At 45.1% G+C, this 24,060-nt stretch carries 22 protein-coding genes and 1 pseudogene; 13 read left to right on the top strand and 10 right to left on the bottom strand.

The genetic code is table 11. The features are described from left to right. Position 1: 1 nt before the first annotated feature. Entirely contained in the window at positions 2 to 988 is a 987-nt protein-coding gene (gene moaA, locus LAY41_RS18285) for a GTP 3',8-cyclase MoaA (protein WP_249101069.1), read from the bottom strand. 379 nt (positions 989 to 1,367) lie between these two features. After that, positions 1,368 to 2,927 carry an MFS transporter gene (locus tag LAY41_RS18280; protein ID WP_249101066.1) on the bottom strand — a complete coding sequence of 520 codons (1,560 nt, stop codon included), beginning with the start codon at positions 2,925 to 2,927 and terminating at the stop codon, positions 1,368 to 1,370. Between the two features lie 517 nt (positions 2,928 to 3,444). Here LAY41_RS18280 and LAY41_RS18275 point away from each other — a divergent pair. Continuing rightward, complete coding sequence (locus tag LAY41_RS18275) at positions 3,445 to 4,644, top strand: pentapeptide repeat-containing protein (protein ID WP_249101063.1); 1,200 nt, start codon at positions 3,445 to 3,447, stop codon at positions 4,642 to 4,644. Between the two features lie 149 nt (positions 4,645 to 4,793). Here LAY41_RS18275 and LAY41_RS18270 read toward each other — a convergent pair whose 3' ends face one another. Next, entirely contained in the window at positions 4,794 to 5,129 is a 336-nt protein-coding gene (locus LAY41_RS18270; protein WP_249101060.1) for an STAS domain-containing protein, read from the bottom strand. A 140-nt stretch (positions 5,130 to 5,269) separates the two neighbouring features. Between LAY41_RS18270 and LAY41_RS18265 the strand changes: the two are divergent. Next, a pseudogene (locus tag LAY41_RS18265) lies at positions 5,270 to 5,788 on the top strand (cobalt-precorrin-5B (C(1))-methyltransferase); the annotation flags it as partial. Between the two features lie 322 nt (positions 5,789 to 6,110). Then, positions 6,111 to 7,718, top strand: a complete 1,608-nt coding sequence (gene guaA / locus LAY41_RS18260; protein ID WP_338023010.1) for a glutamine-hydrolyzing GMP synthase — start codon at positions 6,111 to 6,113, stop codon at positions 7,716 to 7,718. Positions 7,719 to 7,997: 279 nt separating this feature from the next. Here guaA and cdf31 read toward each other — a convergent pair whose 3' ends face one another. Beyond that, a complete protein-coding gene (gene cdf31, locus LAY41_RS18255) occupies positions 7,998 to 8,933 on the bottom strand; it encodes a CDF family zinc efflux transporter Cdf31 (protein ID WP_249101057.1) in 936 nt (311 codons plus the stop codon). Positions 8,934 to 9,173: 240 nt separating this feature from the next. Here cdf31 and LAY41_RS18250 point away from each other — a divergent pair, with 240 nt between their 5' ends. From LAY41_RS18250 to LAY41_RS18240, 3 genes are all read left to right on the top strand, one after another. Further along, on the top strand, positions 9,174 to 9,527 hold the full coding sequence (locus LAY41_RS18250) for a hypothetical protein (protein WP_249101054.1): 354 nt from the start codon (positions 9,174 to 9,176) through the stop codon (positions 9,525 to 9,527). Between the two features lie 122 nt (positions 9,528 to 9,649). Beyond that, entirely contained in the window at positions 9,650 to 10,039 is a 390-nt protein-coding gene (locus tag LAY41_RS18245) for a hypothetical protein (protein WP_249101051.1), read from the top strand. A gap of 218 nt (positions 10,040 to 10,257) precedes the next feature. Then, positions 10,258 to 11,553, top strand: coding sequence for an RNA-guided endonuclease InsQ/TnpB family protein (locus LAY41_RS18240; RefSeq protein WP_249064703.1), 1,296 nt, complete (start codon positions 10,258 to 10,260; stop codon positions 11,551 to 11,553). 70 nt (positions 11,554 to 11,623) lie between these two features. Here LAY41_RS18240 and LAY41_RS18235 read toward each other — a convergent pair whose 3' ends face one another. The 4 genes from LAY41_RS18235 to LAY41_RS18220 form a co-directional block, all read right to left on the bottom strand. After that, positions 11,624 to 11,863: a DUF4327 family protein gene (locus LAY41_RS18235; RefSeq protein WP_249101048.1), complete on the bottom strand. Its 240-nt coding sequence runs from the start codon at positions 11,861 to 11,863 to the stop codon at positions 11,624 to 11,626. 354 nt (positions 11,864 to 12,217) lie between these two features. Next, positions 12,218 to 13,822, bottom strand: coding sequence for a glycoside hydrolase family 3 protein (locus LAY41_RS18230; RefSeq protein WP_275974223.1), 1,605 nt, complete (start codon positions 13,820 to 13,822; stop codon positions 12,218 to 12,220). Positions 13,823 to 13,825: 3 nt separating this feature from the next. Then, complete coding sequence (gene rbfA, locus LAY41_RS18225; RefSeq protein ID WP_249101045.1) at positions 13,826 to 14,248, bottom strand: 30S ribosome-binding factor RbfA; 423 nt, start codon at positions 14,246 to 14,248, stop codon at positions 13,826 to 13,828. A gap of 52 nt (positions 14,249 to 14,300) precedes the next feature. Then, positions 14,301 to 14,507 (bottom strand): DUF751 family protein, encoded by a 207-nt coding sequence (locus LAY41_RS18220; protein WP_249101043.1) that lies wholly within the window; start codon positions 14,505 to 14,507, stop codon positions 14,301 to 14,303. Positions 14,508 to 14,760: 253 nt separating this feature from the next. On the opposite strand from LAY41_RS18220, the gene LAY41_RS18215 reads away from it, so the two are divergent. The 6 genes from LAY41_RS18215 (at position 14,761) to LAY41_RS18190 (ending at position 21,334) form a co-directional block, all read left to right on the top strand. Continuing rightward, positions 14,761 to 14,961, top strand: a complete 201-nt coding sequence (locus LAY41_RS18215; protein WP_249101040.1) for a hypothetical protein — start codon at positions 14,761 to 14,763, stop codon at positions 14,959 to 14,961. A 180-nt stretch (positions 14,962 to 15,141) separates the two neighbouring features. After that, positions 15,142 to 15,321 carry a hypothetical protein gene (locus LAY41_RS18210; protein ID WP_249101038.1) on the top strand — a complete coding sequence of 60 codons (180 nt, stop codon included), beginning with the start codon at positions 15,142 to 15,144 and terminating at the stop codon, positions 15,319 to 15,321. After that, entirely contained in the window at positions 15,314 to 18,019 is a 2,706-nt protein-coding gene (locus LAY41_RS18205; protein WP_249101035.1) for a CHAT domain-containing protein, read from the top strand. The genes LAY41_RS18210 and LAY41_RS18205 overlap by 8 nt, the downstream gene beginning before the upstream one ends. 175 nt (positions 18,020 to 18,194) lie before the next feature. Further along, positions 18,195 to 18,785: an REP-associated tyrosine transposase gene (locus tag LAY41_RS18200; protein ID WP_249101033.1), complete on the top strand. Its 591-nt coding sequence runs from the start codon at positions 18,195 to 18,197 to the stop codon at positions 18,783 to 18,785. Positions 18,786 to 18,943: 158 nt separating this feature from the next. Further along, positions 18,944 to 20,485, top strand: a complete 1,542-nt coding sequence (locus tag LAY41_RS18195) for a hypothetical protein (RefSeq protein ID WP_249101028.1) — start codon at positions 18,944 to 18,946, stop codon at positions 20,483 to 20,485. A 12-nt stretch (positions 20,486 to 20,497) separates the two neighbouring features. Continuing rightward, entirely contained in the window at positions 20,498 to 21,334 is an 837-nt protein-coding gene (locus LAY41_RS18190; protein ID WP_249101025.1) for a DNA adenine methylase, read from the top strand. Positions 21,335 to 21,377: 43 nt separating this feature from the next. Here the strand turns inward: LAY41_RS18190 and LAY41_RS18185 are convergent, their stop codons facing one another. Continuing rightward, on the bottom strand, positions 21,378 to 22,286 hold the full coding sequence (locus LAY41_RS18185; RefSeq protein WP_249101023.1) for a metallophosphoesterase: 909 nt from the start codon (positions 22,284 to 22,286) through the stop codon (positions 21,378 to 21,380). 134 nt (positions 22,287 to 22,420) lie between these two features. On the opposite strand from LAY41_RS18185, the gene LAY41_RS18180 reads away from it, so the two are divergent. Then, a complete protein-coding gene (locus LAY41_RS18180) occupies positions 22,421 to 23,194 on the top strand; it encodes a hypothetical protein (protein WP_249101020.1) in 774 nt (257 codons plus the stop codon). A gap of 92 nt (positions 23,195 to 23,286) precedes the next feature. Here the strand turns inward: LAY41_RS18180 and LAY41_RS18175 are convergent, their stop codons facing one another. After that, on the bottom strand, positions 23,287 to 24,018 hold the full coding sequence (locus LAY41_RS18175) for a glutathione peroxidase (protein ID WP_249101017.1): 732 nt from the start codon (positions 24,016 to 24,018) through the stop codon (positions 23,287 to 23,289). Between the last annotated feature and the right edge of the window lie 42 nt (positions 24,019 to 24,060).

Below are 24,060 nucleotides of genomic sequence, written 5' to 3'. Positions count from 1 at the left end.
TTCAGCCACCGATTTGCGACATGGTGCGGGTGTAAGTACCGGCGCTGCCTGAATAGCGTTGCTTGAAGTTAATCTCTGGTTTAATTGCCAGTAAGTCACCCACGCGGTCGCATAACTCGGTTGTGCTAACTCCGGCTCTAAGTGAGCTTTTTAGGTCAATTTGTCCGGTTTCGTTCAAAAGACAGGGACGCAACCAGCCATCTGCCGAAAGGCGCATCCGGTTACAGCGATCGCAAAAACACTCCGACATCTGACTGATAAATCCTAACGTTCCCTTGGCTCCCGGTATCTTAAACACATCGGCAGGGCCACAACCACGAACTTGCCCTTCTGTCAAGCCCCAACGTTCGCGAATTTGTTGCCTCAACTCTTCGGAAGGCACCCAACCGCTAGAACCAAACATCTCAGCATTGCCAATCGGCATAAATTCAATAAATCGGACGTGCCATTCTCTGTCAAGGGTAAGAGCGGCTAAATCGAGAATTTCGCGATCGTTCACTCCTGGAATTAGCACTACATTGAGCTTGAGGGGGTCAAATCCGACCCGATGAGCAGCTTGTATCCCATTCCAAACCTGCTGCCAGCGCGATCGACTGCGATTGCCAATAATTTTATCAAAAGTTTCGGGATCGAGGGAATCGAGACTGATATTAATTCGGCGCAACCCCGCATCGTATAAATCTTGCGCCATCCCAGCGAGTAAAAACCCGTTGGTAGTCATTGAGAGATCTTGGGTTTGGGGAAGAGATGCGATCGCCTTTACCAACTCTACAACACGCGGACGCAGCAGCGGCTCACCCCCAGTCAGGCGAAATCGGGTAAATCCCACAGGGATAAAAACTTCCTTCAGCAGGGTCAGCAATTCCTCATCGGTCAACAGCTGTTGCTGCAAAATATAGTCTAGCTCTGCTCCTTCCGGCATACAATACTGACACCGGAAATTGCAGCGATCGATTAAGCTGATACGGAGGTAATCTACTTGGTTCATGCCTTGATTCTGCTCAGTTTGCTGTAGGGTAAAGATGCCGTAACCCTATCCGGTTTTATATGTGTAGCTGCAAAAAATTTGGCCGGGGTACACTGACTATGGTAGGACTGTTCTGTAAAAATAGGGACGTTGACTGAGATTACTTTTCCTATTGCCTCATAAAAATTATGCCAAATTTGAAATAGCTAATTTTTTTTGGGAAAACTTCCATTGTCGAGAATAATCATTAAACCTGTTGTTATCTATTTTGGCAGTTCTAAACAATGTAATTATTTTGTAAATTTATCTATGTTTAGCAATTTGTTCTTGGGCATAGGGAATAGGCAAAAAGTTCTTTTTCCCATGCCCAATGCCCAAACTGACCCCAATGTCCAATGCCCTAGTTGCTAGTTTCCTTTGTAGATTCAATTATTCTAACAGGAATCAGATGAGGTTTTGAGAGTAAGAGCGCTCTGGGTGAAACACAGATTTGTTGGAGCTCACGCATCACCTGAATTAGCGGCTGACTGCGTTGCTCCCGTACAAACAGAAGAGGGAACAGAGCAATTAGTCGCAGAACAGTTGAGAGGGCAAAAAGTCCCGGCAAACCGCCGATATTGCCGAACTGGGCCAGAAAACCAGCGGCAGTTGTTGCCAAAGCACCGCCGACTCCGCCGACAGCAGCTACTAGAGCAAAATAGGTAGCTTGATTTCGATCCGGTGCTATACCCATCTGGATATTGTTGTTGCACAAATCAATAGCTGCCCAAGTTCCACCAGTGAGCAGGTGTAATAGCGGTAGCCATACCCACAGGGAAATAGCATTATTGCCAGTTCCCAGCCAGAGAAAAGGCGTCACCGCCACCAGGATACCAACGAATAGCAGAATTGGGCGATTGCCAATTCGATCGGCCAGCTTACCCCAGATAACCAACATCAGCAAATTAGCGCCAGACGACAAACTGTTATAGACCGTTACCCAGGTAACATCTATAGCCAGGTCATCAAGCAGGTAAAGGTTGAAAAATGGACTGCTCACATTGGCGGCGAATGTCCAAAAACCAAAGTAAAGCAAAAATCTCAGAAAATTATTGGCGACTGGGGACTGGGAACTCAGAGAGCTTTGAGTATCAAGTTCTGAGTTTTGAGTTAAAAAATTCCCCTGCTCCCCTGCTCCTCTGCACAAGCGCTCAAGAGCGCCGAGCTGTTCCTGGGGGTTAACATCGGCCATAAAGCGCTGACAGCCAAGACTAATTAGGCCAAATACGACTCCGAGTAACAAGACCGCACCGTAACCCTGAATCGTGCCACCAGGCCAAGCCGACACTGCTAAACCCAGTAAAGGTATAGAGATAAGATTTGTCAAGTTAGCAGCACTATTACGAATGCCGAAATATCTCCCACGCAACCGTCCTGGAACCAAAGTAGCCATCCAACTCAGCCAGGAGGCGCACCCCAAAGAGTTTAATATATTGCTTGCTAGGACTATACATAATGTCCATCGCAACAAATTGTGCTTATCCGTGTTATTCCCGCTAGCTAACCAAATTCCCAGCACTAAAATCAACCACAACAGCCGCGATGGGCCAAAGGCCGACAGGTCGTACTTGAAGCGGCTGGTGGTTTTGCTTGCCAGATAAGCTCCCACAGGCTGGAGCAAATTCACCAACATGGGAATGGAGGACAGAATGCCAATTTCCATAGGGGTGGCATTCAGTTGCAGTAAAAAATTAGTCAGCAAAACGCCGCCGGTAATATTGGCAAAGATGGCAGCAAAGACGCCATCCCAAGTAGACGCCCTCAAACTCGATCGAATGGCTTCTTTGGAAAATTTGAGAGTATAGTTGGGAGGCTGTAAGGTTTCTGCTACCCTAACGATCTCTATAACTTCATTAGTCAGAGGAGATATTTCAGAACCAGATTCGACTACAGAACGCGATTGGTTGGAATAGGCAACCACTTAATTCCTCACTAAATAAAGAGAACCTACGAAGCTTTGCCCAGAAGGTGGGGGATGAGACAACAATAGATTGGGAGTTCTCTGGCGGGCAGCTTTCTGTGGAAAGATATACCTCTCAATCTATTGATACAAAAATAAAACTTTGATGTCTGCCGCTAGATGAATGACATCGATCGCGCGATCGATAGGGGTGCATCGCGCAACGGCCACAGACGAGAGTGCGTAGCACTATAACTCTTTAGCTCCAAACACCGATACGACATGGATAAGCACTGGTTGGATATCTGGGGTGTTGCCCTTTTTATAGGTTTCCCAATAATGCTCCTTTAATCTCTAGAGCAGCAGAAGGGAAGCGTAAGTTATATATACAGGACTTACCATGATTGTTGGCGCTTTTCACCCTAGATGTAGGGGCAATTCATGAATTGCCCCTACAGACGTTGTGGGTGCAAAATCGAATGCGTAAGTCCTAAGATACGAACCGCAAATACGCAAACAAAAACAGGGGTTGAGTGGCATGGCAAACGAGCAACAGTTGGCTTTGCTCAAGAAAGGGGTGAATGTCTGGAATGAATGGAGGGAAAAGAATCCTGAAACGCGACCAGACCTAAGTGAGGCAGAACTCCAACAGGAAGATCTCGGTGGAGTTAACTTAATGGAGGCCGATTTGCGCTCTTGCGACCTCAGCGGAGCTAATTTAATGGGGGCAACTCTGCGCTTTAGCGACCTTAGTGGAGCTAATCTGAGTCAGGCATACCTGAGCAATGCAGATTTCTCTGAGGCTAATCTTTGCGAAGCAAACCTGAGCGAAGCTTACCTATTTGAGGCGAATTTGAGCCGGGTGAACCTGAATGGGGCGGATCTGCAATGGGCATACCTGGGTCAGGCAGACTTATCTGGAACCTACGCAATTGAAGCAAACCTGAGCGAGGCAGATTTGCGGGGGGCCTACTTGCTGGGGACAAACCTCAGCGATGCGAATCTGCGGGGAGCAAATTTGAGCGGAGCCGATCTACAAGCGGCGGATCTGCGGCGGGCAAATCTGGATAAGGTAAACTTGATGGGGGCAAGGTTGCTGAAGACGAATTTTGAGGATGCTAACCTGACTGGTTGTTCAATTTACGGGATTTCCTGCTGGGATTTAAATCTGCAAGGTGCCAAGCAGTCTAATTTGGAAATCGCGCCTCCTGGCGAACCTGCGATCGCAGTAGATAATCTTGAGGTAGCCCAGTTCATTTATCTGCTACTCAACCACAAGAAAATCCGCCAGATCGTCAATACTTTTCCCTCGGAAGTAGTACTGGTATTGGGTAATTTCACATCGGCAAAGCGCAAAGATATCCTGGATGTCATTCGGGATCGACTTCGCCTTCGCTCTTATTTGCCAGTGGTATTCGATCTGGGCAAACCAGCCGATCGCGATTTTACCGAGACTATTTCCTGTTTGGCTAATATGGCTCGTTTCATCATTGTTGACCTCACAGATGCCAACGGGATTTCGCAGCAATTGCAGCACCTTGCTTTTCAACAGAAGCGTGTATTCGTGCAGCCGTTAGTGCAAGCAACATCTGGTGAATGCCTCATATTTGAGGATGGACAGCCATACCCTTGGTTACTCCAGACCTATCGGTATCGGGACTTGGAGGAACTCACGGTTTCCCTTGAAGACAAGGCTCTAGCGATTGTTGAGGCTAAGGCAAGGGAATTGATGAAATAGTAAAAAAAGATTTTGCCTCATCTATTTCAAACCAGATGAGGCTATTATACTTACCACAAAAAACTAAGCGCATTCCGGTTTGCGGTGAATCCATTGACACTGGTACATAAAACTGACACAAAGATAGCACTCAGCACTTTGCTATATCGCTAGGCATACTGGTGAGTACGCGCCGCTTCAACTGCTGCTTGAGTTCCAACATCCATAAATCGCAACGAAAGAGTTTTGCCCAGGGCTGCGGCTCGTTTGAGCCCAGTAATCAGACTGTTGACTCCCTCCGCTTCCACGTTGTCTACCCATAGGAGATCGACAACCACGGTATCGGTTGTTATTTCCAGGGCTTGTTCTAGGGCTTTCGTAAAGGCTGGGCAGCTCATACCATCAAGACAGCCATTGGGTCTGAGGACAACGGTGCGGGGTCGTCCACTTTCTACTGGGTTGAGTAAATGAGGGAAATTAGACATTAAGTCCATGAGGGGTTCCATTGGAAGCTCCAGGACGCGGTGGTCACAAATGCAGGGCTTGTAGCCCAACGATACTCTTATAGAGTGAAACAAAATAGCGTTCATTGGTTTGCGATCGGTCACTACAAACCTATGATCTAAATCACACTGCTTAGGACGGGCTATTCTGTGTAGCAGAAAATGGTTTAGACTTGGCACGACAATTGACGATCGCACCAGAGAGGTTGCTGAAAACTGCCAACTGGCTGGGGCCAATGCTAGTAGAGGCTGGACTACAGGGCGTTAAGGCAATTTTGTTGTTTGGCTACCACGGTAAGCCGATCAAATTGGCTGGCGGCATTTTTCACACTCACCATCACCTTGCGGATGGACGCCTAGAAATTCTTACGGCTCACTGCGCTGGGGTGGGTTTACCGACACCAGTATTGCAGAAGGTTTTGAAGATCGCAACAGCTGAGGATGCCTTGAAATACCTGCGGGAGTTGGACGCCAAAAGCAGTAGCAATTGGGTAAATTTGGTTTATAGTGCGATCGCTCAAGCTATTGACAAGCGCTCTCAAGCTTATATCCGCACTCACAGCGAACGGGAGGTTTGCGTCGGGTTGGTGTTGTTCGATCGCGATCGTCATATCTTGATCGAAAGCCAAATTGGTTCTGCGTTGCTGTCGCAATTGTGTTGATTTTATAAGTGCTTTCGACCAACTCGATTCCTGGCTTTGGCTCTATTTTTAGAACCTTTGATAGTTCTTGATTAGTATATGAGCGATCTCGTCAAATTGTCTGTTGTGATCTTTGGTTAAATTTTTACCGCAGATGAAGACAGATACACGCAGATGAACGCAGATAAGAATAAGAAAAGGAATTTTTTAGATGACTGGGACTGAAGTCACTTGAGTCGCTTTTCATCCAGCCCTAAAGGGACAGGGTTTTCAATCTCCCAGGTTCCCTCTATAAATAAATATATATTGCGACATTTTTACGCTCTGTTTTTTGGAATTATCAGTGACACTCCAAACCTCTGAACCGCTCCCGATCGAATCTTTGGCCCAGTTGAATCGCCAGATAATTGTGATTCTGGACTTCGGCTCTCAGTACTCCGAGTTGATTGCTCGCCGGATTCGCGAAACTCAAGTATATTCGGAAGTTCTATCTTATCGGACTACCGCCGAACAGCTGCTAAAGCTCAATCCCAAGGGAATAATTCTCTCCGGTGGCCCAAGCTCGGTGTACGATCCGGTCGCGCCTCATTGCGATCGCCAGATTTGGGAACTAGGAATTCCTATACTGGGCGTTTGCTATGGGATGCAGCTGATGGTACAACAGCAGGGTGGCGAAGTAACGCGATCCCAGCGGGCTGAGTATGGCAAAGCGTCTCTGTCTATTGATGACCCTACGGATTTGCTGACCAATGTGGAAGATGGTACGACAATGTGGATGAGCCACGGAGATTCTTGTAACGTTCTGCCACCTGGGTTTGAAATCTTAGCTCATACAGATAATACTCCCTCTGCTGCGATCGCTCATCACGAGAAAAAGCTGTACGGCGTCCAGTTTCATCCAGAAGTCGTACATTCGGTTGGCGGACAAGCTTTAATCCGCAACTTTGTTTACCATATCTGCGACTGCGAACCGACTTGGACTACCGCCGCCTTCGTTGAGCAATCAATTCGCGAAATCCAGGCCAAAGTGGGCGATAAGCGGGTATTGCTGGCTCTTTCCGGCGGGGTGGATTCTTCGACGCTGGCATTCTTGCTGCACAAGGCGATCGGCGACCAACTGACTTGTATGTTCATCGACCAAGGCTTCATGCGTAAACATGAGCCAGAGCGGTTGGTGAAGCTGTTTAAAGAGCAATTCCATATTGGGGTGGAGTATGTGAATGCTCGCGATCGCTTCTTAAGTTCGATCGCCGATATCACCGATCCCGAAGAAAAACGTCGGCGTATCGGTCACGAATTTATCAGCGTATTTGAAGAGGAATCCAGACGTCTCGGCCCCTTTGATTACCTCGCCCAAGGCACCCTCTACCCGGATGTGATTGAATCAGCGGATACCAACGTTGACCCCAAAACGGGGGAAAGGGTAGCTGTGAAGATTAAAAGCCATCATAACGTTGGCGGTTTGCCCAAAGACCTGCGCTTTAAGCTGGTAGAACCCCTGCGGAAACTCTTCAAGGATGAAGTGCGAAAAGTTGGTCGTTCGATCGGCTTACCAGAGGAAATTGTCAACCGGCATCCTTTCCCAGGTCCTGGACTGGCAATTCGCATTCTGGGCGAAGTTACGTCCGAACGGCTGGAGATTCTCCGAGATGCAGATTTAATTGTCCGTCAGGAAATTAACCGTCAGGGGATGTACAGCTTGTTGTGGCAGGCTTTTGCTGTCTTGCTGCCCATCCGCAGTGTAGGCGTGATGGGCGACAAGCGCACTTACGCTTACCCGATCGTTTTGCGTTTTGTTTCCAGCGAAGATGGCATGACGGCTGACTGGGCGCGGGTTCCTTACGAGCTTTTGGAAATTATCTCGACCCGGATCGTCAACGAAGTGCCTGGAGTAAACCGCGTGGTATACGATGTCACTTCTAAACCGCCTGGAACTATTGAATGGGAGTAATACCAAATCTCGGCTACCTTGTTGTAGAGACGTTTCATGAAACGTCTCTACAACAAGGTAGGAAAAGGGGGGTTAGGTCAGCGGATTGCGTATAACAAGTCGGGTGGGCATTGCCCACCCTACCAATGGATTTAACTTAATTTCAGATTGCTGATGGCGTTTAAAGTTCAATTTGCAATTTGCCATCTGAAATTTAAAATTTCGATCGCTTTCTTAACTTTTTGTGGAAAAACTGCACAATATCTGTGGAAAAGTGGGTGTTGCTGTGGAAAACTACCCCTATTTTGATTGAGAGTGATAGGTGATCTGGTCAGACTTGTAGGCAGGCGGTTCAACATGAATTAAGACCCTTACCGGGCTGAACCGTTCTGCTAGGCGGGCTTCTACTTCCTCGGTAATTTGGTGAGATCCTTCGACATCTTTGGCATCCACAATCAGGTGCATTTCAATAAACACCTGGCGTCCGACGACACCCCTGGAAGCAATATCGTGGCAATTGATGACGCCAGGAACTTGCATGGCTAGAGTATGAATAGCCTCCGGTGCGATCGCCATTTCATCCACCAACCAGGGCAAATTATCTTTCAAAACTGACCAACCGCTGCGAAATACCAACAAAGCGACTGGGAAAGACAGAACCACATCCAACCACTGTAGTATTGGCAGGTGTAAAAGTCGCCCTTGCCAGACGCCAATCAACCCCAAAATAACGGTAATCGTTACCCAAACATCGCTCATGGTATGCTGAGCATCGGCGATCAGAATTGGACTGCCCACCCGCACACCGACACGACGCTCGTAAAATGTCACGAAAATATTGATTCCCAGGACAATCAGCAGTATCCACAATTCTGATGGTGATATTGCGATCGGTTTGAGACCGTGTTGAAAGCCGTCAATCGTCCGTTCTATGCCACCTTTGAGAATTTCAAAGCAGGCGACTCCCAAGAAGGCAGCTATTCCCAAGGCTCCCAAGGCATCAAATTTCTGGTGTCCGTAAGGGTGGTCGCGGTCTGGTTCGGGAGAAGCCAAGCGCGTCGCAATGAGTCCCAAAATATTGTTGGCACTATCGGTGACACTGTGCAAGGCATCTGCTAGCAAACTTAGGGAACCAGTTGACCATCCTACACCGGCTTTAATCGCCATCACCAGTACATTAAGTAGCAAGGTGATGAGCAACACTTTTTTTACTTCAGAACGGTTATCTAAAACCATGAGGCCGATTAATTAGTTATAAATTTCTCTGGCATCCAGTGTAAACTCAAAGCAGGAAAAGGTATCTACAAAGCTTACCGAATCTAGATTGGAGTTGTCTTTAATATATATAAATTTTATTTGTTTGTTGACACAATTTTTAATTAATAACAGCTATCTTGCCTGATTCTCTTGACATGGTATTCCGTAAAGCGACCAGATCTATTAGCATTAATACCAGGATGTAAAGATTAATTGCCAATGTCGTCTTCTCAACTCAGATTCAACCTGGGAGAGGGTTCTGTCTCCTTTAGCTTCACGCCGGGTGCGGCGCGGGAGTTGCAAGCTGCGATCGCTCAATTGATGGATCGCTTGAAAGCAGCCAGCGCTCAAGCCTCTGGCGGTGGTGGCAAAGCCAGTCCCCAAAAACCGATGGAATATCAGTACACAGGTGATGTATTTCTGGAAATGTTCTGCAATCCCAATATCTGGCCCACTCCCTTTGCCGCCAAAGTGTTAATTACGCTTCGGGATGACCGGATTCGCGTGACTGTTGAAGCAGAACTCACTCGCATTATTGACGACATCAACCTATATCTAGACCAGGTTGGTTAAGTCTGGTAGCTCAATAATGTACACTACTAGGTACGACTGCGGCATATGGCAAAGCAGCCGATCGCGGCTTCGATATCCTTGTGCTGCTGTCTGCGACTGCGTGTTCCTAGCTCAAATTGCCGATGAACGTCGATAACCCGATTCAGGTACTGCAAACAGGATTTCGCATCTCTCTGGGGGCAACCGCTTCCCTGATTGAAAGCCTGCAAGATTCTCAAAAGCGAGAGGAAATTCTTTCCAAGCTGACAAACTCAGAGTTTGCTCAGTTGACCCAGGAGTGGGCTGAAAAAGGTGAAGTAACTGAGCAGGAAGCTCGCAATTTCGTTGATTCCCTCTTGAGTCAACAAAGCAATCAAACGCCTGGAGAGACACCAGGGACGTCAGGTACTACCGAGACATCTACTCCGGCTGCTTCTCCAGGTGTGCAACTAGAACTACAGGAACTGACAGCACAAATCGCCGCTATGCGTGCTGAGCTAGAAAGGCTGCGGAATCAAGATTCTCAGTCATGAGGTGGCTAGAGGTAGCTAGGGGCTAGGGTCTAGGGGCAGTTGTGAATAACCCGCCAAGTGCGATCGCACTTGGCGGGTGTGGATGTTTATCTACCCCGCCTTTCATCCCCCGCTATATCTTATTAGCGGGGGATGAAAGGCGGGTCAAAAATGGGGATTCGATCTCCCCATTTTTGACAAATCATGTTATTCTAATTGTAGACTTAACTTTCCCTAAAATGCTAATTTACGAAGCAAAGTTAAAAGGAACAGAAGACCAGTACCGCCTTATTGATGAGATGTTGCGGACGGGGCTTTTTGTTCGTAATAAAGCTTTGCGCTACTGGATAGATAATCCAGGCGTGAATGGCATGGACTTAAATAAGTATTGCAAAGTATTAGCTGATAATCCTGAATTCCCTTGGGTTAAAAAGTTGAACTCAATGGCACGTCAAGCAATGGCGGAACGTGCTTGGTTAGCCATATCCAGATTTTTCAGTAATTGCCAATCTAAGACTTGTATTAAGCGTAGTCGAAATCCATCAGAAAAAAAAGGCTATCCCAGATTTAGAAAGCTACAAAATAGAGCATCTATCGAGTACAAAACTTGTGGTTGGAAACTGTCATCAGATAGAAGATATATTACTTTTACCGATGGATTTAAAGCAGGAACATTCAAACTTTGGGGGACTAGAGACTTACATTTCTATCAAAGTAAGCAAATCAAACGGGTACGGATAGTTAGAAAATCTGATGGCTATTATGCTCAGTTTTGCCTTGATTATGAACGAAAAGAAAAACATAATCCAACCGGCAAAAATCTGGGTATTGATGTTGGGTTAAATCATTTATATACTGATTCTGAAGGCAAGCAAATAGAAAATCCGCGCTTTTTACGAAAAGCTGAGAAATCCCTGAAAAAGGCACAGCGTAAGTTATCGAGAACTAAAAAGTGGTCTAAAAATCGCTCTAAAGCCCGAAATAGATTAGGAAGAAAACACCTAAAAGTAGAAAGGCAACGTAAAGATTTCGTCGTTAAGTTGGCGAGAGCGTTAGTCCAGTCGTCAGACTTGGTAGCCTTTGAGGATTTACAGGTGAGAAACATGGTAAAAAACCATCATCTTGCTAAGTCTATTAATGATGCTTCGTGGTCAATGTTCCGCAGTTGGTTAGAACATTTTGGGAAAGTATTTGATGTGACAGTGATTGCTGTTCCACCTCATTACACATCTCAAAATTGTTCTCAATGCCACCAAATTGTTAAAAAATCATTGAGCGTTAGAACGCATCAATGTCCTCATTGTGGACATATTCAGGATAGAGATTGGAATGCCGCAATTAATATTCTCAACAAGGCGTTGTCAATCTTAAGCAAAATTTCTGAAAATACCGTCGGGCAGACGGGAATTAACGCCTCTGGAGAGATTGGTCAATACTTGGAGAAAGAAATTCCTCCCGGCAAATCAACTCGTAGAAAGAGGAAATCCAAAGAGCAATCTTTGGAATCCCCCGCTATATTCGGTACTCCGAATTAGCGGTGGGAGGATGTCAAGATTTCGATCTTAAGGCTTGGCACTATTTATCAATCTCAGTCATAGTGGGCTTCTAGTCGTTTTCCCATTCTTCGCGACCCATTAAATCGGCTATCCGATCTCTGAGTAAATAGTTGGATTTTTCCAACTCGCACTCAACCCAGGCCCATTCACGCGCAGGAATATATTGGCAGAGAGTGTAGATGGGTTGCTGACGGCTGACAACTCCTTTATGTACAAGCCGACGCGCTTCTTCTTGGATTACATCTAGAGAGTATTGAATGGATTTAGTGGAAACTGTGTTTACGCTCATTGTATTCACTCTTAAACTATGGGCCTAGAATTTGCTGATTGAGAGTAGATAGTTTGTAGCTCTATATACTAAACTGCTTTCATTTTTACGCTATCTACTCCGCTGTTATATTAACAAATATTTCAAAGGTCATCAAACCTTGACATTTTTGACGCATGGATTTAAAGTCATACACCCCTATTCTTCGTACTAGCAATCTTATGGGAGTTGGTTTAGGAGCCGGTAAGCATTGCGTAATCCCCACGTTAAGCCAGATTAAGGGAGGAATAAGGGGAAAAAAGAATTTCTTGGCATTACTAAAACAGACTGAGGGATGACAAAACTAAAGATTAAATTTTGTGGAAGAAAATAGCATTATTTACCAAATAATGCTTCTAAGGCGATCGCCTGTGCTGCATAAATCTGTCCGTAGGAATATAGACAAGGTATATCCGAAGGAAGAAGATCCAAAAATTGTTTTTTGATATATGGGCTACCGTAAAGTATTAGGGCTTGAAGTTTACCTGCTTTTAATAGTTTCTTAAACCAATCTTCAGCAACAGATGATATTCCAGCACTGCCTCGGAAAGGATTGCCTCGGATAAAGACTTGCATGAGCGTGGGTTGTAGGTCATCGGAGTTGGAAGCGCTGGGTGTGTGGATATCGCATAACTGAGTAGTGTAGCCTAATTGCACAGGGATAGCGATCGCAGGTGCTTGGCGATCGATAAACTTACAGTCTAGTAGATTATCTACCACTATTAAGTTACGTAAATTGACTAAATTGGCTACCTGTAAAGGCACAGACCCGAAAACTTCTGTAGTTTCTCGCAGAATGTTGACAGGTGCGGCAAGAAATGCAGGTTGTCCAATTTCCTTCAAAGGCTGAAGGATAAAATTGCTCCCCCACTCCCCCACTCCCCCACTCCCCGCCTGAAACACCTTGAGTTTAGCTTGCCAGATGCGTTCTACAGAGGCGCGAATTCTGTCGGGAGAGATGCGTCCAGATGTTACGGCATCGCATATTGCTGCGATCGCACCTTCTGGATCTACCGGCATGAGTAGAATATCAGCACCAGCTTCCACTGCCAAAACGGGGGCTTCGTTAGTACCATATTCATTTGCGATCGCACCCATCACCAAAGCATCTGTGACAATCAAACCTTCAAAGCCCAGGTTTTCGCGTAACTGACCCGTCAAAATGGGATGAGATAGAGTGGCTGGTCGTTCCCGATCCCAATTCGGGATCAGCAGATGAGCCGTCATTACCGTATCTACACCAGCAGAAATAGCGGCGGCGAAAGGTGGTAACTCAATTTCTGCCAATCTGGCTGGGGAATGAGGAATTACGGGTAATTCCAAGTGAGAATCTACCGCAGTGTCGCCGTGTCCGGGAAAATGTTTGGCGGTGGTTAAAACGGGATAACGCTTCGCACCTTCGATAAAAGCAGCGGCGAGTTGACTGACGACGGCGGGAGTTTCGCCAAAGGCGCGGACATTGATAACCGGATTATCGGGATTGTTATTAACATCGACGACTGGTGCCAGTACCCAGTTTATGCCTAGAGCAATTGCTTCTTGAGCAATTATCGCTCCCATCTGCTCGGCATATTGTTCGGCGAGGTTAAGATCTCTTTGAGCGATCGCACCAATTGCCATCGGTGGAGGAAACCAGGTAGCACCCGAAAAACGCTGACCGACGCCTTCTTCAATATCGGCGGCGATCAGGAGCGGAATTTTGGCCCAGTTTTGGATCTGTTGCGATCGCAGCGCCAATTCAGCCGCGCTACCCCCAAGTAGAATAACCCCACCCACGCCAAGATTGGCGATTAAATGCTGTAACTTAGCTGCGGGTGGTTCCCATTGGGGATACTTGATTTGGTGATCGAACAAGTAGCCAGAGGCTCGCACTACAACCATCTGGGCTACTTGTTCTGCGAGGGTAAGTTTATCTAAATCTGGCAATTTAGAAGATTTCAATCTTTAGTCCTCTTCTTCCGCCGAGACTGCGTAGTCCTTCTCATTATCCTCCTCGATCGGATCGTCATCATGGCGGTCTTGGTTAATTTGGTTGAGGAGGGTGATAATGCGATCGCCTCGTTCCAGGGATTTATCCTCCATAAACACCACCTCTGGCGTCCGGCGCAGACGTACCCGTTGACCGATTTCCCGACGCACATAACCAGTCGCCGCCTTTAACCCCGCCATCGTTTCCGCCTTTGCTTCAGGCGTGCCGTAGATACTGACGAATATCTTGGCGTGCTGAAGGTCGCCAGAAACATTCACATCGGTGACGCTGACCATACCTGAGCCCACCCGGTCATCTTTGATGCCGTTTTGGAGCAATTGGCTGACTTCGCGTTGAATTAGTGCCGCAACGCGAGAGACGCGACGATCTGTAGCCATAATAAACAGCTGCCTTTTTAAGCAGTATGAGCAATGCCTCTAACCATCGTACCTAAACGGGACTCAAGCCCAGCATCGCCTGTAGGGTGAGGGCAACAAAAATTAAGCTAGCGACAAAAAAACCAACGAGTGCGATCGCGGTTACCGGACGCTTGAAAAGAGGTACTAACCACCCAAAAGCAAAGAATAATACCCCCAGCGTGATCGTAATAAAGTAGCTGAAGTAACGCGAAATATTAAGCCAAAATCCTTCAAACATCTGTCTTTAGAGGAGTTAAGAGCGACTGCATCTTAACTCGTAGCATTTGTGGAGTAGTTCGGCAAGTCGATCGACCAAGCCTTTAGGTACGTTGTTGGGCTTTAGCCCCAATAGCCCCCAAGCCTTTAGGTACGTTGTTGGGCTTTAGCCCCAATAGCCCCCAAGCCCAACAACGTACCTCTCTCATCCAGGTACTTAGGCCCAACAACGTACCTTCACCCAAACCAACTGTAGGGGCATTAGGATTAGTAATATGACTTTTAAAGAGAGCATAACTGCGATCAAAGGCATCCAATTCGTAGTAGACGATACGGGAGAAAAAACAGCAGTCATCATTGACTTAGCAGAGTGGGGAGAAGTCTGGGAAGATTTTTATGATGTTTTGGTTTCTAAGTCTAGAAAAGATGAACCAGTTATTTCATGGGAAGAATTAAAAGCTGAGAGCAAACAATAGAAGACCAAAAATGGAGGTGAGGTACGTTGTTAAGCTCTAGCCCTCTTAAAAGCCCTGAAGTGTCACAACATATACTCTTAAAAGCGCAACATACCTAAATTAAGAGGGCTAGAGCTTAACAACGTACCTAAATATGAGCGCTAAAGCGCAACTACGTACCTCTCCCACCCAACGCCAAATATGAAGGAAGAACGCCAAAACGCCTATTACCAGCTAATTGAAGCACTGCTAAATTGTCCTAGCGGCGAAGAAGCAGAAATTTTGCAGGCACACCCAGATTTGCAGGATGCAGGTTTGGTGCAGGCAATGTTAGAAGTGGCAGATAATTTGAGAAGGGAAGGGAGTTTAAATAATGTTTAATTGGTTGAGTAATATGGCAGAAAAGCTGCTTGGAGTGTATAGAAAATACTTAGCAGGGATTACCTTAAAAGCAGAAGCAGATAGATTGTTGAATCTAGGAATTGAGCAATATAATAAAAGTCAATTTCGCGCCGCTTTGCAGTCTTGGCAACAGGCATTAACTATTTATCGGGAAATCGGTGATCGTCAAGGGGAAGCTAATTCCCTGGGGAATTTGGGAAATGCTTACGATTCCTTGGGACAATACCAAGTTGCGATCGATTACCATCAGCAGTCTCTCGCCATTGAAAGGGAAATCGGATCTCGTCAAGGGGAAGCTAATTCCCTGGGGAGTTTGGGACTTGCTTACCAATCCTTGGGACAATACCAAGTTGCGATCGATTACCATCAGCAGTATCTCGCCATTGCCAGGGAAATCGGATCTCGTCAAGGGGAAGCTAATTCCCTGGGGAATTTGGGACTTGCTTACCGTTCCTTGGGACAATACCAAGTTGCGATCGATTACCTTCAACAGACTCTCGCCATTGCCAGGGAAATCGGATATCGTCAAGGGGAAGCTATTTCCCTGGGGAATTTGGGAAATGCTTACGATTCCTTGGGACAATACCAAGTTGCGATCGATTACCTTCAGCAGTATCTCGCCATTGCCAGGGAAATCGGATATCGTCAAGGGGAAGCTAATTCTCTGGGGAGTTTGGGAATTGCTTACGATTCCTTGGGACAATACCAAGTTGCGATCGATTACCATCAGCAGTCTCTCGCCATTGCCAGGGAAATCGGTGATCGTCAAGGGGAAGCGGGATCTTTAAATAATCTAGGCAATACTTACCTCCAAACTAACCAACTCGCAGAAGCCGAAGAAAACCTTTATGCCTCAATGCAAATTAAAGAAACTCTGCGTTCTGAATTAACAAATTATGACCATAAAGTATCAATCTTTGAAACCCAGACAGCAACCTACCGCCTGCTGCAAGAAGTCTTAGTCGCCCAAAATAAATTCGATACCGCCTTAGAAATATCCGAACGGGGACGTACCCGCGCCTTCGTGGAATTATTAACAAAAACCTTATTCACAACAAACGTAGGGGCGGGTTTAGCAGAAGATCTTAAGCAAGAACAGATAACTTCTCAACAAAACCCGCCCCTAGAAGCTAACGTTAATCTATCCTCTGTCCAAATTCAACAAATTGCCGAATCCCAAAAAGCCACCATCATCGAATATTCGATTATCAATCCAGACATTTACATTTGGGTAATTCTACCCAACGGAGAAATCGCCTTTCGTCGCGCCAACCTCGAACCCCTGCAACAACTAAACCAAACCCTAGACGACTTAGAATCAATCATCCTCAAATCTCGCGTTTCCATTGGCATAGAAGAAAAAGATGCAGACGGACAAAAAATTCAACTCGAATCCGAATTTAAACGCGACAACCAAGGGCGATATCCATTATTACAACTCCTCTATGAAATCCTGATTTCTCCCATCGCCGACTTACTCCCCAAACACCCCAATGCCAAAGTTATCTTTATTCCCCATTACAACTTATTTCTAGTTCCCTTTCCCGCCCTACAAAACCCCGCCGATGGCAGCTACTTAATTGAAAATCATACCATCCTCACCGCCCCTTCCATCCAAATATTAGACCTCACCCATCAACACCACCAAAATATTCGCGGATTAAACCAAGCGGCGTTAGTAGTAGGCGATCCAATTCTTGACCCAAAATTCAGCGCAGATCCCTATAAACTCAAACCCATTCCCGCAGCAAAAGAAGCAGCACAAGCAATTGCTGCCCTTTTGGAAACGGAAGCAATTACCGGGGAAAAAGCAACCAAAGCGGTAATTTTGGATCGCATCTTAGGAGTGCGAATCGCCCATATTTCCGCGCACGGACTGTTAGATGATTTCGGAGATTCAGGGATACCCGGTGCGATAATTTTAGCACCCAATTCGGCTACCGATGATGGTGCAATTAGGGCAATAGATATTCTCGCCTTAAAACTCAATTCGGAAATCGTAGTTTTGAGTGCTTGCAGTACGGGAAAAGGTAAAATAACCGGAGATGGGATCATCGGACTTTCCCGTTGCTTCATTCTCGCAGGCGTTCCCAGCGTCATCGTTTCCCTGTGGAACATGGGCGCACTTTCCGCCAAATTACTGATGACTGAATTCTATCAAAATTTGGAACGCGGCATGGATCGAGCCGCCGCTTTGCGATATGCTATGCTAACTACGAAAGCGGAAGAGGGATTGGATAGTCCCGCAGATTGGGCCGCTTTTACCTTAATTGGTGAAACCGAAAGTTTATCTTTAAATACACGAAAGATTGAGCAACAGGAGTTAACTATGCCATTTTCGCCAGAAAGCACACCGCAAGAAATTATCGACGCCTTTTTCAAATTATTGGAAACATCTAATGTATTTTCCAACTATCTAGAATTTATGGAAGAACTTAAAGCAGAACCTGCGGATAGCGCCCAAGAAATCGCAAAAAAAATAGAAGCGTGGTGCAAAGATAAACTCGGAATTGAAAAGGGTATAAATAACAAACTTTGCCAAATGGGTGCAGGAGGAACGGAGAGTAAACCCGATGAGGAAGTGGCGAGGGAATTTAATGATAGATTGTTGGAAAATAGGACGAGATTAGGTTCGCCTCCGCCTTCTTCTTCATCGGGAACAAAGGATAAGAATTAGGTAAATTAATAGGTACGTTGTTGGGCTTTAGCCCCTCTAGCCCTGAAGCGCAACAATGTATCTGAAAAGAGGGGCTGAAGCCCAACAACGTACCTGAAAAGAGGGGCTGAAGCCCAACAACGTACTTGAGAAAGAGGGGCTGAAGCCCAACAACGTACCTGGAACAAGAATTATTATGTACGAATATCGAAAATTGACACCAGAAGAACGGGCGGAACTTGTTAAGGAAAGGTTGGCTAAGGGATTTCCTCCTCATTCTCCACCTCATCCAGTTCAAGATGGTCAATTTTACCATATCACAGTTGGTTGCTTTGAACATCAAGCTAGGATTAATACTCAGGAACGCCGTCACCAAATTTTAGATCTAATCTTTGATAAATTTATTTCAGATGGTATACAAATTGATGCTTGGGTGGTTTTACCAAATCATTACCATCTGTTAGTGCGTAATATTAATACATTACGGTTAAGTGTGTTATTTCGTTCCATTCATGGCCCATTAGCTCGGCAATGGAATCTGGAGGATAATATTACAGGTAAGGTGTGGTGTTCGTTTAGCGATCGAGCAATGCGATCGGAAAGGCATTATTATACAACTATTAATTATATTCATTACAATCCTGTTAAACATGGTTGGGTAAAATCTCCTTATGATTGGTCGGCAAGTAGTGTACATTGGTATTTGGAATATCAAGGGAGAGAATGGTTAAGAAATACATGGGTAGAATATCCGGTGAAAGATTATGGAAAAGGTTGGGATGATTAAGATTAAGGTACGTTGTTGCGCTTCAGCGCTCATACTTAGGTATGTTGTTGCGCTTCAGCGCTCATACTTAGGTACGTTGTTGGGCTTCAGCGCTATAGGGGCTAAAGCCCAACAACGTACCTAGATACACTATTTAACATCTTTGTTTGAAAAATAATATGACGGAAGAACATAAAATCAGAAATCCTAGCGTCACCCTCTATCCTTTCCACTTGCGCGATGACTTCGATGCAGGTTTTCAATCAACCGCTCAAAATGTGTCCCAATTGTGGGATAATCTAGCCGATAATATCGGAAAACAATTAAAAATTACCGAATTAGAATCAATAAGAAATCATCTGATTTGCTACGAAAATGGCATTTACAAACAAGAAACCGGACAAAGTAATTACCAAGTACTAACGCCAGATGGCCAAACCCTGCAATTTCAGCAAATATCTCTACCAGATAACCTAATTTTTAATGGTTCTATCCTTCCTTTACGCATTCACGATACCTACGCCGCTGACTTAACTCTCTATTATCAAAACCTGACAGTTTCCCTAGATAAACTGAAACTATTAAATCCCAATGGTTGCTTGTTACCCAATCAAATTCAAGCATCTCTCGGTCAAACTATCTTGCTTTATGCAGAGCCAGTAGTGTATGATGGTTATCGTAATCTTGCCGATGAGTGTCTGAAAGCTTTTTTGCCAGATAAAATGCCATCTGCACCCAAATTGATCGCGGAAGGAACGCTATTTGGTAGCCCGATTTTTGAATATGACGATCGCAATATAAATCCTGCCCAACGCTGTCACGTTTTAGTATGGTTGAAACGCCATCCCGATACGTTGAAACTGGCAACAACAAAATTTAACTATTATTTACTCAATCTGCTGTGTTCTCGTGCTAAAATAGTATTTGCTTATCAAAAATCGCGGGAATGGTATCGAGAAGGACAACGCATCGCCAGCGAAATCGAAACTGAGATTCCTGCATTTGCCCAAATAGAAAAAGAACCAGATCCGGAAAATAGATTAAGGCAATTAAAGGAATTACTAGCCCGAATCAGGACAAAAGTTTTTCAATATACGGGATGTCTGCGAAACTTGCGAGAATATCACAATACTATAGTAAATAATGCGGAAAACTATGGAGAAGCTTTAACGGGAATTCAAAGTTTGAGCTTAGAAGGGGATAACTTAGAATTTTGGCAAAACTTTCTCGATTTAGCTGAAAATAAATATCAGCAGCAAATAAAAGCAGATTTAGGTTATCTGTTTCCCAGTCAAGAACTATTCCGAGAAATGATATCGACGATTCGAGGAATGGTGCAAATCGAACAGGTGGAAAGTGACAGAAAATGGCAGGAGGATGAAAATAGAAGGGAACGGGAATGGCGGGAAAATTTAGCAAAACAGGAGACGGCGGAAAGAGAACAGGAACGCCAAGCTGAGGAAAAAGCGCAGAAACAGGAGGATAGAGAGAAAGAACGCGATCGCAAATTACAGGATATCATCTTTTTCTTCGGTACTGCTGTAGGCGCAGGCGGCATATTTTGTAGCAGCTACGCACTTACCACCAGTGTTCCAATTCAATGGCGACCCGATTTTTCTTTGCCAATTCATCCCTTTGTCTGGTCAATTTTTTGGAGTATTCTTTTTGGTTTAGCATTGGGTGGGTGTATACTGGTGCTGCTGAGAAAATTATTTAAGTAGAAGCAAAGCATAATGTCCATTGCTGCAAAAGAAAAAGTTTCTTACCGTCCATTTCTGAAATGGGCCGGTGGTAAAAGTAAGCTGATTCCCCAATATCAAGAATTTTTTTCCGAATTTAACAACTATTATGAGCCTTTTTTGGGAGGCGGTGCTATATTTTTTCATCTTTTGCAAAATCGATCGCCTTTCAAGGCAGTTTTAACGGATATTAATGCCGATCTAATTAATACTTATCGCTGTGTTAGAGATGATGTTGAGAAATTGATTAAGCTTTTGCAAGAACATCAGGAAAAACATAATCAATATTACTATTATGATCTGCGAAATTGCCACAACTTTAATGGCTTAGAAGCAGCAGCGCGGTTTATTTATCTAAATAGAACTTGTTTTAATGGTCTTTATAGAGTAAATCCCAAAGGTGAATTTAACGTTCCCGTAGGTAAATACAAAAATCCTAAAATTTGTAATGCAGATTTACTTTATTCAGTATCGGAAGCACTGCAATCTATTGAGATTGCAGAAAGAGGTTTTGAAGCAGTTTTAGATTATGTTAAGACTAGCGAAGATTTTGTCTACTTCGATCCGCCTTACTATCCTCTAAGTAATACCAGCAACTTTACAGGATACAGTCGTTATTCGTTTAGTAAAGATGACCAAATTAGACTAAGAGATGTGTTTGCCGAACTTGCTAGGCGTGGGGTAAAGGTGATGCTGTCTAATTCTGATTGTGATTTTATTCGAGAATTGTATAACGATTTTGAGATTAGGGAGATATCAGCAGCAAGGGCGATTAACTCGAATAGTAAAAAGCGAGGTAAAATTGCTGAAGTGTTAGTAACTTCGTATTGAGTTTTAACACAAATCCAATTCTCGACTTTTAGGATTCGTTCTCCTAAACCGATCGCAAACCAATCACACCTCGATCGAACACCCGACCATCTGTACCAATCCCACTCACGACCATCCTATCCGCATACACATCAAACGCCGCAAAACTCAGCGTACTGGCAGAATACTCTGTCCACTCGGAACGCCCCACAGGTCGAGTTCCTGCACCTCCTCCGCAAATCAAGTAAGTTGTGCCATTAATAGAACGAGTCCGCTCATAATGGTGATCGTGTCCGTTGATATAAAGCTGAACTCCATATTTTTGAAACAGAGGTGTCAAAGTCTTAATAAAAGGTTGATTCACCCCATATTGCCCAGATGAATAAATTTGATGGTGACCAAATACAACTTTCCAAGGCGCATCGCTGAGACTCAATTCTTTCTCCAACCAGGCTAGTTGAGCTTCCCAGTCAGCATTACCATTAGTATCTAGAGCAAAAAATTGCACGCGATCGCGGCGAAATGTGTAGTAGCGTCCTTGCATATTAAAATCAGAATAGCGAACTTGGGGCTCGCCGTTGTCGGTGCGAATATCGTGGTTTCCCAAACAAGCTTGAAATTTAACTCCCTGTTTCAGCAAAGACTGATAAGGTTGCTCAAAAACAGCGCCAATTTTCTCAATTTCGCCATTGTTGTAAATGTTGTCCCCTGCTAAAATTACCAAATCATAGGGGTTTTGGCTGTGATAGCGAGACATCGCCTTAGCAACGGCATACTGGCTTGTGGTGCCAGTGCCCGTGTCTGCGATCGAAACAAAGCGCAGTAGGGGCTTTTCTGCGGCTACTGTTGGGGTGAGGACTGGGTTGATTTGAGCGCTATAAGCTTCTTGACGCTGAAGCATTTTCCATAAAAAACCTAACCCGACGGCGCTAAGACTACCGAAAACGAGAAACTGACGACGTTTGAGGGGCATAAATAACCTGGAGGAAAATTGAGCGATCGCTTAAAAACAAGATAGCAAAATGGTAGATTAAGGCTTTAGGGGTAGTATCCCGTTAAAATCTATTGCGTTTGAGCCTATATACGCTGCACTTAAGGGGAATTTCGATGTCACAGGAACAGCCAAAGCAGCCAGAACCACAGAAACAGACACCGATCGCACCGAAACCAATGACACCAAAGTCCGAGTCAGGGTTTCAGAAAGTGGTACAAACCCTTGTGCAAACTTGGAACCAGGCGCAACCCATTGCGAAAATTCAGAATCTCTGGATAAGGTTGCGTCCGGTGTTGATGAATATTCCCGTTTGGTGGAAAGCTACGTTAACGAAAATTCGCACCCTATTGCCCCAGTCTGTTAACCAAAAGCTGTCCAACGATACACAGTTAACAGGTGCGATCGCAGCCCTTTTTATCTTCCTGTTCTGGGCAAGTTCCATCCTTTCACCAGGAAAACCGCCTCAAATCGCCGAAGTTCCGCCCCCAAATGCGATCGTGTCACCGGAACTGACAGCACCACCGGAATTGACAGCCCCTTCATCGCCAGAATCCGTGGCGATTATTGCACCACCACCTCCAGTTTTAACTCCAGAGCAGAACCTGATCGCAGCTATTCAAAATCAAGTTGCCCAAATCACCAGTCAATATGCCGATGGGTTGATTCAAGCAATTCAAGCCAACTTTCCGAGCAGTCTTTTAACTGTTAAAGTCAGCGAGGATTGGTACGCTTTTGATTCATTGAAACAGGATAACTTAGCTACTGATATGTGGCGTCGGGCTAAAGAACTCGACTTTAGCAAGCTAGAAATCAGCGACTCTCAAGGTAAGTTAGTAGCCCGCAGCCCGGTTGTTGGATCGAATATCGTGATACTCAAAAGAAAGTAGTGCTTCGGCTTTAGTGGAGAGTGGGAAATTTGAGATTTTAGATTTAAAACAAATCTAAAATCTCAAATCTAAAATCTTAAATTCTTAAAGTGCTAAGCACCCAGGTAGGCTGCTAGCGCTTCTGAACCACCAATTAATTTGCCATCAATAAATACTTGGGGAACTGTGATTGCACCTGTGACGGCGCGTAAAGAGCGTGTGGTGACATCCTTACCCAAGACAATTTCTTCGTAATCTAAGCCATGATCCTTCAGCATAGCTTTGGCACGGGCGCAGAAGGGACAACCGACTTTGGCAAACAAAGAAACTAATTTTGGCTTAACTGCTTCCGGGTTAATATAGCTAAGCATTGTCTGGGCATCAGACACTTTGAAGGGGTCTCCTGGTTCTTCTGGTTCAATAAACATTTTCTCAACTGTGCCATCTTTCACCAGCATAGAATAGCGCCACGACCGCTTACCAAACCCCAGGTCTGACTTATCAACTAGCAATCCCATTCCTTCCGTGAATTGACCGTTACCATCGGGAATGAATGTGATATTATCTGCCTTTTGATCTTTTGCCCATTCCTCCATGACAAAGGCATCATTGACGGAAATACAAACAATGTCGTCTACGCCATTTTCTTTGAAGACGTTCGCCAATTCGTTGTAGCCGGGGACGTGCGTTGATGAACAGGTTGGCGTAAAAGCACCCGGTAAGGAGAAGACAGCTACTGCCTTACCTGCAAATAGCTCATCTGTAGTCACATCTACCCACTGGCCTTTCTGACGAGTACGGAAGGTGACGTTGGGAACTTTTTGTCCTTCTTTATTGGGCAACATTAATTTGGCTCCTAGAGTGAAATGGTAGTCGTTGTGTATTAT

It is taken from the genome of Argonema galeatum A003/A1 (assembly GCF_023333595.1).
Classification (GTDB): Bacteria; Cyanobacteriota; Cyanobacteriia; order Cyanobacteriales; family Aerosakkonemataceae; genus Argonema; species Argonema galeatum.
Note: the sequence above shows the minus strand (reverse complement) of the source record. Positions and strands in the feature narration are given on the sequence as shown.

Bases quoted from the DNA above. Each gene is read 5' to 3' on its own strand.
- moaA (WP_249101069.1), bottom strand. From the start codon at position 988: ATGAACCAAGTAGATTACCTCCGTATCAGCTTAATCGATCGCTGCAAT.
- LAY41_RS18275 (WP_249101063.1), top strand. From the start codon at position 3,445: ATGGCAAACGAGCAACAGTTGGCTTTGCTCAAGAAAGGGGTGAATGTC.
- LAY41_RS18270 (WP_249101060.1), bottom strand. From the start codon at position 5,129: ATGGAACCCCTCATGGACTTAATGTCTAATTTCCCTCATTTACTCAAC.
- cdf31 (WP_249101057.1), bottom strand. From the start codon at position 8,933: ATGGTTTTAGATAACCGTTCTGAAGTAAAAAAAGTGTTGCTCATCACC.
- LAY41_RS18250 (WP_249101054.1), top strand. From the start codon at position 9,174: ATGTCGTCTTCTCAACTCAGATTCAACCTGGGAGAGGGTTCTGTCTCC.
- LAY41_RS18245 (WP_249101051.1), top strand. From the start codon at position 9,650: ATGAACGTCGATAACCCGATTCAGGTACTGCAAACAGGATTTCGCATC.
- LAY41_RS18240 (WP_249064703.1), top strand. From the start codon at position 10,258: ATGCTAATTTACGAAGCAAAGTTAAAAGGAACAGAAGACCAGTACCGC.
- LAY41_RS18235 (WP_249101048.1), bottom strand. From the start codon at position 11,863: ATGAGCGTAAACACAGTTTCCACTAAATCCATTCAATACTCTCTAGAT.
- rbfA (WP_249101045.1), bottom strand. From the start codon at position 14,248: ATGGCTACAGATCGTCGCGTCTCTCGCGTTGCGGCACTAATTCAACGC.
- LAY41_RS18220 (WP_249101043.1), bottom strand. From the start codon at position 14,507: ATGTTTGAAGGATTTTGGCTTAATATTTCGCGTTACTTCAGCTACTTT.
- LAY41_RS18215 (WP_249101040.1), top strand. From the start codon at position 14,761: ATGACTTTTAAAGAGAGCATAACTGCGATCAAAGGCATCCAATTCGTA.
- LAY41_RS18210 (WP_249101038.1), top strand. From the start codon at position 15,142: ATGAAGGAAGAACGCCAAAACGCCTATTACCAGCTAATTGAAGCACTG.
- LAY41_RS18205 (WP_249101035.1), top strand. From the start codon at position 15,314: ATGTTTAATTGGTTGAGTAATATGGCAGAAAAGCTGCTTGGAGTGTAT.
- LAY41_RS18200 (WP_249101033.1), top strand. From the start codon at position 18,195: ATGTACGAATATCGAAAATTGACACCAGAAGAACGGGCGGAACTTGTT.
- LAY41_RS18195 (WP_249101028.1), top strand. From the start codon at position 18,944: ATGACGGAAGAACATAAAATCAGAAATCCTAGCGTCACCCTCTATCCT.
- LAY41_RS18190 (WP_249101025.1), top strand. From the start codon at position 20,498: ATGTCCATTGCTGCAAAAGAAAAAGTTTCTTACCGTCCATTTCTGAAA.
- LAY41_RS18185 (WP_249101023.1), bottom strand. From the start codon at position 22,286: ATGCCCCTCAAACGTCGTCAGTTTCTCGTTTTCGGTAGTCTTAGCGCC.
- LAY41_RS18180 (WP_249101020.1), top strand. From the start codon at position 22,421: ATGTCACAGGAACAGCCAAAGCAGCCAGAACCACAGAAACAGACACCG.
- LAY41_RS18175 (WP_249101017.1), bottom strand. From the start codon at position 24,018: ATGTTGCCCAATAAAGAAGGACAAAAAGTTCCCAACGTCACCTTCCGT.